This window comes from Belliella calami (genome assembly GCF_022549695.1).
Lineage (GTDB): Bacteria > Bacteroidota > Bacteroidia > Cytophagales > Cyclobacteriaceae > Belliella > Belliella calami.
In genome coordinates, this window is record NZ_JAKZGS010000004.1 from 84040 (window position 1) to 98260 (window position 14221).

The 14221-nt window shown below is 36.5% G+C and carries 11 protein-coding genes; all 11 read right to left on the bottom strand.

Features of this window, described 5'->3' with window-relative positions:
* Nucleotides 1-55: 55 nt before the first annotated feature.
* Nucleotides 56-994 (bottom strand): CBASS system CD-NTase-associated NAD(+) hydrolase Cap12, encoded by a 939-nt coding sequence (cap12, locus tag MM236_RS07060; RefSeq protein ID WP_241274252.1) that lies wholly within the window; start codon nucleotides 992-994, stop codon nucleotides 56-58.
* A complete protein-coding gene (locus MM236_RS07065; RefSeq protein WP_241274253.1) occupies nucleotides 991-2049 on the bottom strand; it encodes a nucleotidyltransferase-like protein in 1059 nt (352 codons plus the stop codon). The genes cap12 and MM236_RS07065 overlap by 4 nt, the downstream gene beginning before the upstream one ends.
* A gap of 201 nt (nucleotides 2050-2250) precedes the next feature.
* Nucleotides 2251-3045 (bottom strand): hypothetical protein, encoded by a 795-nt coding sequence (locus MM236_RS07070; protein WP_241274254.1) that lies wholly within the window; start codon nucleotides 3043-3045, stop codon nucleotides 2251-2253.
* Between the two features lie 173 nt (nucleotides 3046-3218).
* Nucleotides 3219-4928, bottom strand: coding sequence for an ATP-dependent nuclease (locus tag MM236_RS07075; RefSeq protein WP_241274255.1), 1710 nt, complete (start codon nucleotides 4926-4928; stop codon nucleotides 3219-3221).
* A 158-nt stretch (nucleotides 4929-5086) separates the two neighbouring features.
* Nucleotides 5087-5719, bottom strand: coding sequence for a hypothetical protein (locus MM236_RS07080; protein WP_241274256.1), 633 nt, complete (start codon nucleotides 5717-5719; stop codon nucleotides 5087-5089).
* Nucleotides 5720-5842: 123 nt separating this feature from the next.
* Nucleotides 5843-6952, bottom strand: coding sequence for a site-specific tyrosine recombinase/integron integrase (xerA, locus tag MM236_RS07085; RefSeq protein WP_241274257.1), 1110 nt, complete (start codon nucleotides 6950-6952; stop codon nucleotides 5843-5845).
* Nucleotides 6953-7221: 269 nt separating this feature from the next.
* Nucleotides 7222-9021 carry an acyl-CoA dehydrogenase FadE gene (locus MM236_RS07090; protein ID WP_241274258.1) on the bottom strand — a complete coding sequence of 600 codons (1800 nt, stop codon included), beginning with the start codon at nucleotides 9019-9021 and terminating at the stop codon, nucleotides 7222-7224.
* A gap of 65 nt (nucleotides 9022-9086) precedes the next feature.
* Complete coding sequence (locus MM236_RS07095; protein WP_241274259.1) at nucleotides 9087-9440, bottom strand: four helix bundle protein; 354 nt, start codon at nucleotides 9438-9440, stop codon at nucleotides 9087-9089.
* A gap of 126 nt (nucleotides 9441-9566) precedes the next feature.
* A complete protein-coding gene (locus MM236_RS07100) occupies nucleotides 9567-10742 on the bottom strand; it encodes a thiolase family protein (RefSeq protein ID WP_241274260.1) in 1176 nt (391 codons plus the stop codon).
* Between the two features lie 251 nt (nucleotides 10743-10993).
* Nucleotides 10994-13399 (bottom strand): 3-hydroxyacyl-CoA dehydrogenase/enoyl-CoA hydratase family protein, encoded by a 2406-nt coding sequence (locus tag MM236_RS07105; protein WP_241274261.1) that lies wholly within the window; start codon nucleotides 13397-13399, stop codon nucleotides 10994-10996.
* Between the two features lie 14 nt (nucleotides 13400-13413).
* Nucleotides 13414-13890 (bottom strand): MarR family winged helix-turn-helix transcriptional regulator, encoded by a 477-nt coding sequence (locus MM236_RS07110; protein ID WP_241274262.1) that lies wholly within the window; start codon nucleotides 13888-13890, stop codon nucleotides 13414-13416.
* Between the last annotated feature and the right edge of the window lie 331 nt (nucleotides 13891-14221).

The window sequence follows — 14221 nt, forward strand, 5'->3', positions numbered from 1 at the left end:
CACGTTATCCGCCATTGAGCCAAACTCCTGTTATGGGCTGGGCTTTCTGCTTTTGTCATAAATCTGTTTCTCTTTTTACAACTACCATTTCATCAAATCCGTGTTTTATCAATAACTTTTTCAATGTTGTAATAAATCGTCTTAATTCTCTTTCTAGGATTGAGTCGTAATCAGGACTGAGTTTATTAAAGTCATTTGGTAGTAAGTTTGAAATAGCATAATTTATTCCCGTGATTATTGTCGGGAAGTCTATGAATACTAGGGTTTCATCTTTTATTTGAGTATCAATACTGATATTTCTCGGTCTGCCTGCATATTTGAAAGAAACATTTTTAGTGTCAATAGAAGATTTCAATCTCTCGAATTGAAGATTTACGTCATCATTGATTTTGTCAGGAACGATAATATTTAGTTTGCATTTTTTGTATTTAATTCCATCAAGTTCGTACCCATTATTTTCAATTAAATAGCGACAAGTTGGAACAATAAGATTTTCTAAATAAACGGAAGCTAATGTAGCAGAAGGAAAGAAGTTGATTTCATCATCTGAACTGGAAATGAAGAGGTCCTGTATTTGCTTAACTGCATTTTCAAAACTGCTGTCATTACCATTTTCAAAAACTGCCAATGACAATCCGCCAAAATCAGAGAGAAGCTTAATCTCCTTGTCTACTAGAAATGCACATTTAGAAGTTCCTAAACGACCTGTAAACAAACCTAATTCAAATAGGACGTTATCTCTTGGTTGCAACATTACTTGACCCCTAAATTCGACTTTATCATCATTTGTGCCTAATAAAATTCCAAAGTCAAATTGTAAAGTCGCTTTAAGCAAATCAGATAGAAAATTCTGATTAATCTTAAAAACCGAAGTGTCCCAAACCTTTTCGTTCCAAATAGTTACATCAAAGTCTTTTGATAAAATTGCTTTGGCTTTCTCTGCTAATTTTAGTTCTTCGGACGAAGAACCTATGAAAAGTCTCTTTTTTATCATAATCCAAGCGTATTTCTTAGGTCAACAAATATTCCTTCAACTTCACCAAGTAATAATTTCAAATTCTCCAGTTTTTCTGGGTTATATCTAAAAATATACTCTCTTCCATCTACAGAGATAATGCTATCGGATTTAGTTTGATTTGTGCAGATTTCTTTAATTTGATAATAGATTACGGGAACGAGTTCATAAAATGAAAGTGTTTGATATTTATCTACTTCAATGTCATAGCATATAGCATTTATATCAAAGCTGCTTAAATCTATTTCTTGATTGGAATTTGCTTTGGTATTCTTCAAAAAACGAATCATTCTTTTTAGTCTTCCATTAGTATCTGAACTTCTTTCATTAATTCGTTTAATACTAAGAAATGGGAAATCTTTCTTGCCTTTTGAATGGGTTTCTTTATTATAAACTTGAATCCCACGATATTCTCCTTTGTCATTTATAACAGAAGATACATCATCATACCAATTGGCAATTACAACATCAACTTCTCGGTTTAGACTTTGATTTTTTATCTTGATTGATTTTGGTTTTGTGGTGTCGCATATATCATATACATCTTCTAAAATTGTTTCACTATCAAGTCTTAATTGTCTCAAATCCTGAAGTGCGTTTCCTTGATACGAGCTTGTATTAACTTCCTTAACCATTTTATCAATGGAAACCTGTCTGTATCTATTTTTCTGCTCTACTGATTCAAGTATCTGCTTTATTTTAGGGGCATCATAAGTATAAAATTTGTCACAAATTGTAAGCAAGTCAATATCACTATAACCTCTAATATGTGTGTCGGTCATTACAGAGCCTTGATATTTAAAAACAACGTCAGTAAGTTTTTTTGATAAATGTTCTTTAACCCTTTCTCCTGCGTCTTTACTTTTTTGGGTGTATTCAGGTTCGACACCTTTCATTGCAAGTCTAATGTATGTCAATACTTCACTGTATGAAACAGTCGCAAGTTCATCAGAAAATGATTTTCTCAGTGCGAAGTTCTCTGGGTTGATTCGTCCCTTGATACTTTCTGTAAGTAGTTTATAATTTTTTGCCATTGTTCTATTTTATTGTGGTGTCGTTTTAGCCTTGCCCATAACGTTTTGGCGCTTGGCGAAGAAGCGGATTTCGAAGCACCAAACTGTCTGCCAGCACTGAACTTGATACGAAGCACAAAGCTTCATTTAAGTACTGAACCCGCTTTTTTGCCAAACGCCTGTTATGCGGTCGGCTTTCTTTTCTGTAGTCTGTGCTTTCCTTCATTTTGTCAAACTTAAGTATTTTTCAAAAAGTCTCGTGAACCCATATTCAAATTTCGGTTGTGTTTCGTCAACTATAACCCTTAAAGTTTCAATATCCTTTACAAGTCCTGTAATTCTTTCTCCTTTGTCTGAAAGGTCAGAAGAACTGTTTGTGAAGTCCTTTCTATATTTTCCAAAGTCGGGATAACCAACTTTGAAAGTGAAATCTTGATTTCCAACTGTGTCTGTAAACGTAAACGAACCTTCTTTAAGGTCTAAGTCGTAATGAAAGTCTGAATTGTTGGTCACAACCATTTTGTCATATATGAAATAATTGAACTCTTTATGAATTGTATCGCAACTGCCGTTTGTGTCAATGAAGCAATACCTTACGCTATATGTTTCTGTTGGTAAATTGAATTTGTGGTAAAGTGCTGTAATCATCAAAAAATTTCTTTCTTCAGTCGCTTTGAAAATATCAACTGGTTGTAAATTGTAATAGTTGCTTGAAACTTGTCTTGCAATCCTAATTTGATTTGTTGGAAAATACTCGCCTTTTGGATAGAAGTATGTCAATAATGCAAAGTCAAGCAAGAGTATTATTAATAAAAATGTGGTCTTGCTGAATTTAATCTTGTCGCTGAACTTGTAATAAGTCCAAGCACCTATTCCGCCAATTAAAAATATGATTGGGTAATAGACCAATAAACAAAGTCCGTAGCCACAAGGTGTCGGAAACAAACTCAATGTCAAAATTGGGATTGTCACACAGACCAAAAAAATGATTATTGCAGGTACTTTCTTTTTATTCATTGTCTGTCGTTGTGTGTCGTCTTTTAAGCTGCCGCATAACGTTTTGCAGCTACACGCAGGTGGGGATTTTTAGCACTGAACTTTATTAAAAGTACAGAATTTTGATTTAGCACTTCACTTTCATAGAAGCACTGAACCCCCACTTGCGTGTAGGTGCTGTTATGCAACGTTTTTTATAATTCTTTTATTCTTTTCAGTAGTCGTTTATATGAATTAGGTAAATTTTTATGTGGCAAATTGTTAATTACGTGTAATAGAGTTTCGAGTTTTTTAAGTGACTTTTCTCTAATGTTTAAAATTTCATTCGTGTTTCTATTTGCAATTGGTACATTCAAAAAATTATAAATTAAATTTTGTGCTATTGTGGAAGCAACTAAATCCATTTCTAAATTGTATTTCATACAAATCACATCATATCTTTCTGAAATATCTAATGCACGACTATGATTTGATGTCAACAGTAATTCCAATTGTTGTCGAGAGTTTTGATGGTGAAAAATCTCGTTAATCAAAGTTTCATTTTTGAATATGGTTTGATAATTAAAAAAGCCCGAACCATATCTGCTATTTGACTTTTCTCCATTTTGATAGTTAAAGAAAAAGTCTTTATCAATAATTATCGTTTTCGGTATTTCCAAATCCCTTAAAAGGTAATATGCATATTTTAGTGATGTAACGCCATCTAACTGTAAGATAGAAATCCCTTTTCTTTCGATTTTAACTCCTTTATTTTCTAAAAGTGTACTAAAAACTCCTGAATCAATTGTACTTTCCGTTACTAAAACGTGATTCGCAAAGAAAAACTCAGAGTTTCTAAATTTATGAAACTTGTCATACTGCAATCTTTGCAAATTGTAATGAATCCAAAAATCGTCCCTTAACTGTAATAATTTACTCTTAAAGGCTCTTTGATTGTCTTTGACTTTTCTTATCAGTAAAATTTTTGTGTGGTCAAGTTGGTCAACAAGAATAGTTGAGTGGGTTGTGAAAAGCACTTGAATATTACTGTTTTGAACTTGGTCAAAGAGCGTATAAATTAGTTCTTTTTGACCTTGTGGGTGTAAATTCGTTTCAGGTTCTTCAAGACCTATAATAAAATTTGTGTGTTTTAATTCGGCTAAATATCTGTAGATAGCGATAGCGACTAAACTTTGTATTCCACTACCACAATCTTTTATATTAAATTCTTTGCCATCTTCATTAATTAATATCTCTAAATCATTTAAAAAAAGTTCAAAAGATATTGGAATGTTTGTTCCAATTTTGAATTCGAACCCTTTATTGGTTAAATACCGACCTTCTATTCCTTGAGCTACTTTTTTTAACGCATTTTTATTCAAATAATCAAATGCATCTTTAACTTTAGGTGTTAGTGTATCTCTCTTAGCTGTATGATTTGCAAAAAAGACTTTTAATAGTTCTCTCAAAACAGATTCACCATTTCTTTGATAAAATTCCGCAGTCCTATCTGTTGGTATCAGAACAAATTGCACATCTAAATTTAATTCATTCACTAAGTTATCTTGTGCTATTTCAAAAGTACCATTATTAAATACAAAATACTCCAATTTACCACGTGTTTTATTGAACTCTTGTTTAATTTTAATAATGTCATTTACAATGTAAGGAGTGTAAATGACCTTGTTTGGTACATTGGCAAATGAAATTATTATCTTCGGAATAGCTCTATTTGTAGAGTATAAATTTACACCTGAAAAGTAATATTGAAGTTCAATTTGAGGATTAAAAAAAGAGTTTAATGCTCTAAGTATTGCTGTTTTGCCTGAATTGTTCTGTCCAACAATTCCAAGAATATCTTCAACATCGAAACTGCCTGATTCGATTGACCTAAATTTCGATATTTCTACTTTGCGTATTTTCATTTAAAATGTTGCATAACGTTTTGCAGCTTGGCGAAGTGGCGGATTTTGAAGCACTTACTTTCAATTTTGCACAAATGTTTATTAGAAATCCAAATGTTCAATTTAGCACCGAACCCGCCATTTTGCCAAACTGCTGTTACCAGCTGGCGTTTTTTCGGTTAGTTAAAGTTATAAAGATAACCAATTTCGTTTAGGTCAGCTTCAAGTTGTTCCCAATTTTCAAGTTCCTCAACGATTGTCAAAACCATATCTTTTGTCAGCGTTTTTCCGTTATAAATTTCTGTCACGGTTTCCAATGGAATTCCACTTTCTATAAAACTTTCGTCAAAATATTCTGTTGCCCAATCAACATAAGTTTGTGGATTTCCGTCAAAGATGCTCAACATTTCGTTAGAATTATCTTCGTAATTTTCGATTTGTCCAGTTTTCCAAGCTTTATTTTCGGTTGTCCAAACGCAAAATGTTGTTCCGATTTTTTTTACAGGTTCTCCAAAAATAAATTCGTCAAAAATAGAAGGTAAATCTTTTGTTAGTTTCTCTTTTTCTTGCTGTTGATATTCGTGAGCAAAACCATTTATTACACAGCCGTCTGCTCTAAATAAAATTAGCATTTGGTCGCCCGAACCATTTCGCATTTCGCAAAATTCTTCATTGTCTGCCCATTTATTGTTGTATGAATAATATCGATATTCCCATTCTTGTGAAAGAATTGCGTCTAAAACAGAAATTGCTTTGCAAATTGTCTGTAATTTTTGTCTGTCAGGTAAGTTTAGTTCTTTGGTTGAAATCATTTGTTGTCTTATGTTTTTTCGTTTCGGTGTGTGTCGTTATACGCTTGCTGGTAACTTATATATCTGTCTGGAAAAACCAGACTTTAAATACCAATAATAAGAAATATGTCTGGTTTTTCAGCTCTATAAATCTAAATCTTCTAGCGGACTTGTAATCTGCTGAATAGACTTTTGGCTTACATGGGTATAGATCTCCGTTGTCTTGCTACTTTTATGTCCCAAAAGCTCCTGAATATACCTCAAATCTGTGCCTCTCTCCAGTAAATGCGTAGCGTAAGAATGTCTAAGCCAATGTGGTGTTACGGTTTTTTTTATACCTGCCTTTTTAACAGCATTTTTTAAAACCTCTGCCAAACTTTTTTCACTATAAGAGCCTCCTTTTTGCCCTTCAAAAATGTATTCTTTGGGCTTATAGGCTTTATAATATTTTTCGAGTTCAAGAATAAGAGGGGCGGGTAATGTTACCACTCTGTCTTTTTTTCCTTTTGCTTGTTTTACCAATAACAAGCCTCTTTCTCTTTGAATGTGCTGAAATTTCAAAGCAAGTAATTCACCTCTTCTGAGACCACAAGCGTAAAGAAACATTAGCATTAATCGATGCTTCAAATTCGTTGGGGCATTTAAAATCTTAGAAACCTCCTCTTTACTCAACACGTTTGGTAATAACTTCTCTCTTTTTGGCCTATAGACTATTTCTGGATTGAATTTGATACCTCTTCTATTCTGGAAAAATAATTTGATGCCATTTACCACCTGGTTTTGATACGAACTTGAATAACCTTTGGCTAAAATATACTCCTTATTGAATTTTTCAAGGTCTTCATTTTCAATTTCTTCGATAGCTTTATTACTCAAAAATCTTAAAAATATTCTTACAGCATCCTTATAGGTCTTTACAGTACTTTTACTATACCGCTTATTCCGCATCCAATCTTCAAATTTACCAATCTCAATTCCCTGAGATGCGGTCAAATGAGGTAAACCTGGAGGGATCTTTGGAATCTCTACCTTTTTTAATGCTCTATAATCCAAACTTACCTTTCCTTCGAAAAATCCAATCATCTCGGTAATCCTTTCATCAGCGTAACTCACCCACCATACCTTCTTTTTGGTATCCCAATTACAGCCTGGAAACTGCTTTACCATCTCCTTTAACTCAAAATCATAAGGAAACTCAATCCTAATAATTGGATTTTTTCCCATATAGTCATTTTTCAAAACCAGCTGTTTCATAAAAATCATCTTTAAAAATAAACTAACTCAATTTAAGAAATTTGGCTCAAAATGTGTGTCATTTATCAAAAAAGCCTCGGGTTGACCCGAGGCTTTTCATTTTTTACAAATAATCGATTGTCTTATGGGTAAAGACCTTCGGGGTTTTTGGAAACCCCAAAGGTCTTACATCCCTAGTGACCTTTGCGAAAAAATAGCCCCTGATCTCTCATAGGCTATTTTAGTATACAATCTTTGTGGCTTAGCGTCTTTGTGGCAAAACCACTTATTTAAGAAAAAGGATATTTGCCCTTCTCGATCATGTAATCTGCTATCTGTCTTCTCAAGGTCTTGGTATCGACCAAATCCATCTTGGTGAAGCGCTTCAAACCCATCAGCATGACTTTCTGCTCATCACCTTTTGTAAATGATCCGATGGCTTCCTTGGCTGCGGCATTGATTCTATCCACAGCTTCTGAAAGATATACCTGTGCCATCGCAATCTGATGCTTGCTGGATTCCTCTCCTTGGATACTTACAAGTTTTTCGGTACGAAGAATGGCTGATTCTGAAGCATAGATTTCGATCATCACATCTGCCAAGTTCATCATGATCTCTTGCTCATCTTCTATCTTGTCTTGGAGTGCCATGGCTGCTTTGCCACCTACCATCAAGAATACTTTTTTGAGTTTTTTGAGAACTTCCTTCTCTGCTGCAAATAGCTCTGATGTATCTACTGTATCAAAACTAGGCACAGAAGTCAACTCTTTGGAAACTGCCATCGCTGGCTCGAAGAGATTGATTTCACCTTTCATGGCTCGCTTTAGAAGCATTCCTACCATAAGCATACGGTTGATTTCATTGGTTCCTTCATAGATCCTGGCGATTCTAGCATCTCTGTATGCACGCTCCATTGGTGCATCGGCAGAGTAGCCCATACCACCATATACCTGAACACCCTGATCTACTACATAATCCAAGACTTCTGATCCATGGATTTTGGAAATGGCACATTCGATCGCAAATTCCTCGACTCCTTTGAGTTTGGCTTGTGTTTCGTCCATTCCCTCAGCGATCAGATGATTGATCCGGTCTTCGATATCCTGTCCAGCTCTGTAGGTCAATGATTCTGAGACGTACGTTCGGATGGCCATTTCGGCCAATTTTGATTTAATAGCTCCAAATGTATTGATGCTTACTCCAAACTGCTTTCTTTCTGTGGAATACTTGATGGCGTGACTAGTTACCGTTCTTACACCACCCAATACACCTGATCCTAGTTTTACCCTACCAATATTCAGAATATTCACGGCTATTTTAAATCCGTTACCTCTGTCAGATAGCATATTTTCTACAGGTACTTTGCAGTCATTGAAGAAAACCTGTCTGGTAGAAGAGCCCTTGATTCCCATCTTTTTCTCTTCTTCATTCATAGAGATTCCGCCAAAATCTTTTTCTACTATAAATGCTGTCAGGTTTTTGTCATCATCGATTTTTGCAAAAACGATGAATACATCTGCAAAGCCGGCATTTGAAATCCACATTTTCTGACCATTGATGATGTAGTGTTTTCCATCGTCAGACAGTTTTGCCTTGGTTTTTCCGCTGTTGGCATCAGAACCAGCATCAGGTTCGGTCAGGCAGTAGCATGCTGCCCATTGCCCAGTGGCAAGCTTGGGAAGATATTTTGCTTTTTGGTCTTCTGTACCATAATAGAGGATTGGCAAAGTTCCGATCCCCGTGTGGGCTCCATAGGTGGTAGAAAAAGAACCTGCAGCACCGATAATATCGGCAATGAGCATGGAAGTATTGAAACTCATGCCCATTCCATTGTATTTTTCAGGAACAGAAATCCCCAATAAACCCAATTCACCAGCTTTTCTAAAAATAGAAGGAACTAAATCTGGGTTTTTCATGCTGTCAATCTCTTCGATATTTGGTGTGATCTCCGTATCTATAAAATCTTGACAAGCCTGCGCCATCATTTTTTGTTCTTCAGAAAACTCCTCAAAAATGAAGATTTCTTGGGCTTCCGTTTCCTTGATCAGAAACTCACCTCCGTTGATTGATTTTTTGGTTATTGTGTTCATAATTAAAGACATTAGACTCAAGACGTAAGACATAAGACAGGCTCATCCACACGTCGAAGTCATTATTATTTTTCAAATTTTAAGATTAATGAATAGAGCATTTTTTGTATTTCAGTAAGTTCTATTGTCACTACTTGAAATTTTTCACTTTCAATATAGCCTAGCTCAAATGCTACATATAACTGTGTCTCCAATTCACAAATAGATCCATGGGCTATCCCAAGAAAATTTGCGAATTCACCATTAGTTCTTCTACCTGCTCCCTCAGCAACATTTGAAGGAACAGACACTGCACTTCTTCTAATTTGAGATATAAGCCCAAACCTTTCATCAGATGGAAAAGATTGAGAAATTTTATAAACCTGAACGGTAAGTTTAATTCCTCTTTTCCAAACATTCAATTCTTTGTAGTTATGCATAATTGAAAATTTAAGTTGAACAAAGAGTCAATTATAAAATAGAATTTGTTTCACTTTTGAAATTTGAAACAAGTAGTGAAATTTTGACGGATACTGTCTTTTGTCTCATATCTTGCGTCTTACATCTCATTTCAAAAGCTCAAACACTCCAGCTACTCCTTGTCCACCTCCGACACAGGCAGTGACTAGGCCGTGTTTTTTGTTTTGACGGCGGAGTTCGCTGAAGAGTTGGACAGAAAGCTTAGCACCTGTGCAGCCAAGTGGGTGACCAAGGGCTACTGCACCACCGTTGACATTGACGATGTCTGGATTCATATCCAATGACTTCATTACTGCCAATCCCTGCGCTGCAAATGCTTCGTTCAATTCTATAAGATCAATATCATTCAAAGTCAATCCTGCTTGCTTCAGTGCTTTTGGAACAGCCTCTTTTGGTCCGATTCCCATGATTCTTGGTTCTACACCTGCCACCGAATAGGACATCAGGCGGGCGATTGGCTCCAAGTTAAGTTCTTTTACCATTCGCTCTGACATCACCACCACAAAGGCGGCTCCATCGGATGTTTGGGAGGAATTCCCTGCAGTCACTTGTCCACCTTGCTTGAATGCTGGTCTTAGATTGGACAAACCTTCCAAAGAGGTTCCTTTTCTTGGACCTTCATCTGTATCTACAGTGAACTTCCTTGTTTTCCTTTTTCCATTTTCGTCCAAATAGGTCTCTTCGACTTCTATCGGAACGATTTCATCTTTGAACTTTCCAGCTGCAATTGCCGCCAAAGCTTTGTCATGGGACTTTACCGAAAATTCATCAGCCTGCTCTCTAGTAATGTCATATTCTTTTGCCAATTCTTCTGCTGTAAGACCCATGCTTAGGTAATAATCAGGGGTTTCTGAGGCAATTTTCCAGTTGAGCGCTGTCTTGTATCCCATCATTGGTAGGAGCGACATAGACTCAGTTCCTCCAGCGATGATACAGTCAGCCATTCCCGCTTTGATCTTGCCAACTGCCAGGGCGATCGCTTCCAATCCGGAACCGCAATATCTGTTGATGATAAAACCTGGGTTTTCTACTCCCAAAGCCAAAAGGGAAATCATCCTTCCCATTTGCATACCTTGTTCCCCTTCAGGGATTGCGTTTCCGACAATGAGGTCATCGACCATTTTATTTTCCAATCCTGGTGTATTGGCTACCAAATGCTTAATCACATCTGACGCCAGATCATCTGGTCGATAAAATCTAAAGCCACCTTTTTTGGCCTTTCCTACTGCTGATCTATATCCATTTACTATATAAGCTTCCATTTTGTGTATCTATTGAGGTTAATTTATTATTTCAGGTTTTGTTATTAACTGAACTGAGATTCAAGAGAATCGAGATAATTATACTTGATTGAGAGTTTTAGAAATTCAACCCCTTTGGGGTTGCTGCTTCCTTTATCTACTTTTCCCCCGGGTTACGACCCGGGGCTATTCAAAGTTTAACCCTTTTAGGGTTTGTTTTCCTACAATCTTGTGTCTTACGTCTCATATCTCATAGCTCCCGTCTGACATCTCTAATTTCTCAGCGGTTTTCCTTTGAACAGAATACTATGAATTCTCTCTAGGGTCTTTTTCTCTCCTGTCAAACTCAAGAACGCTTCTCTTTCAAGATCCAATAGAAACTGCTCGCTTACCAATGTTGGTGCAGAAAGGTCTCCTCCTGACATTACCCAAGCTAATTTTCTGGCGATTTTGGCATCGTGATCGGAGATGTATTTACCATACTGCATCCCTGTGATTCCAGCTTCGAATAAGGCTAGTGAAGTTTTCCCCAAGACTTTGATATCTGTCTGCTGAATCGGTTGTGTATATCCAGCGTCATACAATGCCAAGACTTTAGCTTTCGCTTCTGCAAGCTGTCTTTTTCTGTTCAGCGTGATTGAATCTTTTACTTGCAAATAGCCCAGTCCTCTTGCCTCTTCGGCTGATGTGGAAACTTTTGCGGTAGCGATATTCATAAAATATTCCTGAAGCCTGTTCAATTCTACATCACCATCTTTGATATCATTGGAAAATCTCAAGGTCATCTCCTTGGTTCCTCCTCCAGCTGGGATCAAACCAACACCAAATTCTACCAATCCCATGTACAATTCGGCATGTGCCTGTACAGCATCGGCATGAAGTGACAATTCACATCCACCGCCCAATGCCATATTGTGTGGAGCTACTACCACAGGGACAGATGAATATCTTGTCCGCATCATGGTATTTTGGAATCCTGCTATCATCAGGTTGATTTCATCATACTCCTGATCTCCAGCAAACATAAAGAGCATTGCCAAGTTGGCACCTGCGGAGAAATTTGGTCCTTCGTTGCCTATTACCAATCCTTTGTAGGACTTTTCTGCCATTGTAATGGCTGTATTGATGCCTTCGATAACTTCCTGACCCATGGAATTCATTTTGGTATGGAATTCCAATCCTATCACATCATCACCAAGGTCATAAATAGTCGCTCCTGCATTGCCCCAAACTTTCTTGTTCGCAGCTTTGAGTGTATCAAGAATGATGAATTCTTCTTGTCCAGGAATCGGAAGGTAAGTTTTGGACTTGACATCATAAAACCTCTTCTGTCCGCCTTCCACTTTATAGAATGAATCATTTCCTGCTTCAAGCATTTCGTGAACCCAGTCCGCAGCTTTTTCTCCTGCTGCTTCCATTTTTTCTACTGTCTCTTTAACTCCAAGCACGTCCCAAGTCTCAAAAGGTCCAAGTTCCCAACCAAATCCTGCACAAACTGCCTGATCGATTCTGTAGGTTTCATCTGAAATTTCAGGGATTCTATGTGAGCAGTATTTGAACAAGTCATAAAATGATGCTCTATAAAATTCACCTGCTTTATCATCAAAGTTGACCAAGAATTTGATCCTCTTTTTCAAATCTTCAATTTCTTTGGATGCTTCCAAAGCTTTGAATTTTGGTTTTTCAGCATCTTTATATTCGAAGGTTTTCAGATCGAGTTCCTTCAGTTCTTTTCTGCCATCATCATGACGGATCATTTTGAAATATCCCTGACCCGTTTTGTCACCCCACCATTTATTGTCATAGAGCACTTTCACTATATTGGGCAGCTGGAATTTGTCCTTAGATTCATCGTGCTCCAGTGCTTTGTAAAGGTTATTGGCTACATTTACGGTAGTGTCCAATCCTACTACATCCATTGTGCGGAAGGTAGCAGACTTGGCTCGACCGATGATAGTTCCGGTCAACTTATCTACCTCCGATACTCCCAAGCCCATTTTTTCAATGGCATGCATGCCTGAAATAATCGCATAAACTCCGATTCTATTGGCAATAAAAGCAGGAGTATCTTTACAAAGTACAGTTTCTTTACCTAGGTGTCTATCTCCATAATCCATTAGGAAATCGATGATTTTAGGGTTGGTTTTCGGTCCAGGAATAATTTCCAACAACCTTAGGTATCTTGGAGGATTGAAAAAGTGTGTTCCAGCGAAATTAACCTGAAAATCCTCAGATCTTCCTTCACACATCAAATGCATAGGAATTCCAGAAGTATTTGAAGTGATCAAAGTTCCTGGTTTTCTATATTTTTCCACCTTTTCAAAGAGTGACTGCTTGATATCCAACCTTTCCACTACGACTTCCATCACCCAATCATAATCTTTGATTTTGGGTAGATCATCGTCAAAATTTCCTGTGGTAATTCTATCAACATTCTTAGCATCGTAAAGTGATGCTGGTTTGTTTTTTAATGTGGATTGCAAAGCCGAATTGACAATTCTGTTTCTCACAGTTTTGTCCTCAAGGGTCAATCCTCTTTTTTGTTCATCCTCGTTGAGTTCACGTGGTATGATATCAAGGAGCAACACCTGCACGCCAATATTGGCAAAATGGCATGCGATCCTTGAACCCATCACACCTGAACCTAAAATGGCAACTTTCTGAATTGTTCTTTTCATAAGATTATATTGGTTTAGAGTTCGTACACTTTACGCTTGTACTGATTTGGGTTTACGGTTTCTAGTTGAATTTTTTCTATTGTTTGATTGATTTTTTGGAATACTTGAAAGAAAATTTCCAATTCTTCATCACTTACTACCTCTCTTACGGAAAGATTGAAATCTTTAATGGTTTCGACAGAAATTTCTTTTTTCCTCTTCCCTTCTTCGGTAAGATATATGCGTACTGATCTTTTGTCTACAGAATCCTGTTTTCTATAAATCAGGCCTTTTTCTTCCATTGTCTTTAGCATTCTTGTCAAACTACGTGCTTCCAATCCCATCAGAGGAGCAATTTTGGTTGCCGGAGTGCCTTCTTTAGAATTTATATTGATCAAAACATAGCCAATAGAAGCTGTAAAATCTTCCAAAGCGGCTTTTTGATTGTACATTCTTGATATAGCGTGCCAAGAACTTTTGATGTGGTAGTCTACCGTTTCTTCACGTTTCATGGGCATAATAAAATTTACATCCCTAATTTAAGAAAAATTTGTTATGCATACATACTATTATTAAAAAAAGTTATGCATGCAGAGGAAATTTAAAAATGTTTTAATTTACAAAATCAAAATTTTAGTCTGTTAGAAAGCTTTATCATACCCTTAAAAGTACAATACACGGTAGAAAGCTTTTAATTTCAAAACAAGTTTTTAAAATGGACAAAGTGTTAAAAAGTTGGAAAGTTCAAAGTTGGAAAGTTGATGAAGACCTTTGAATGCGCCGTGACGTATTCGAAGGTCTTCATGATTGCGTGGAATAGATAAATCTAAACTTCTAAAACTA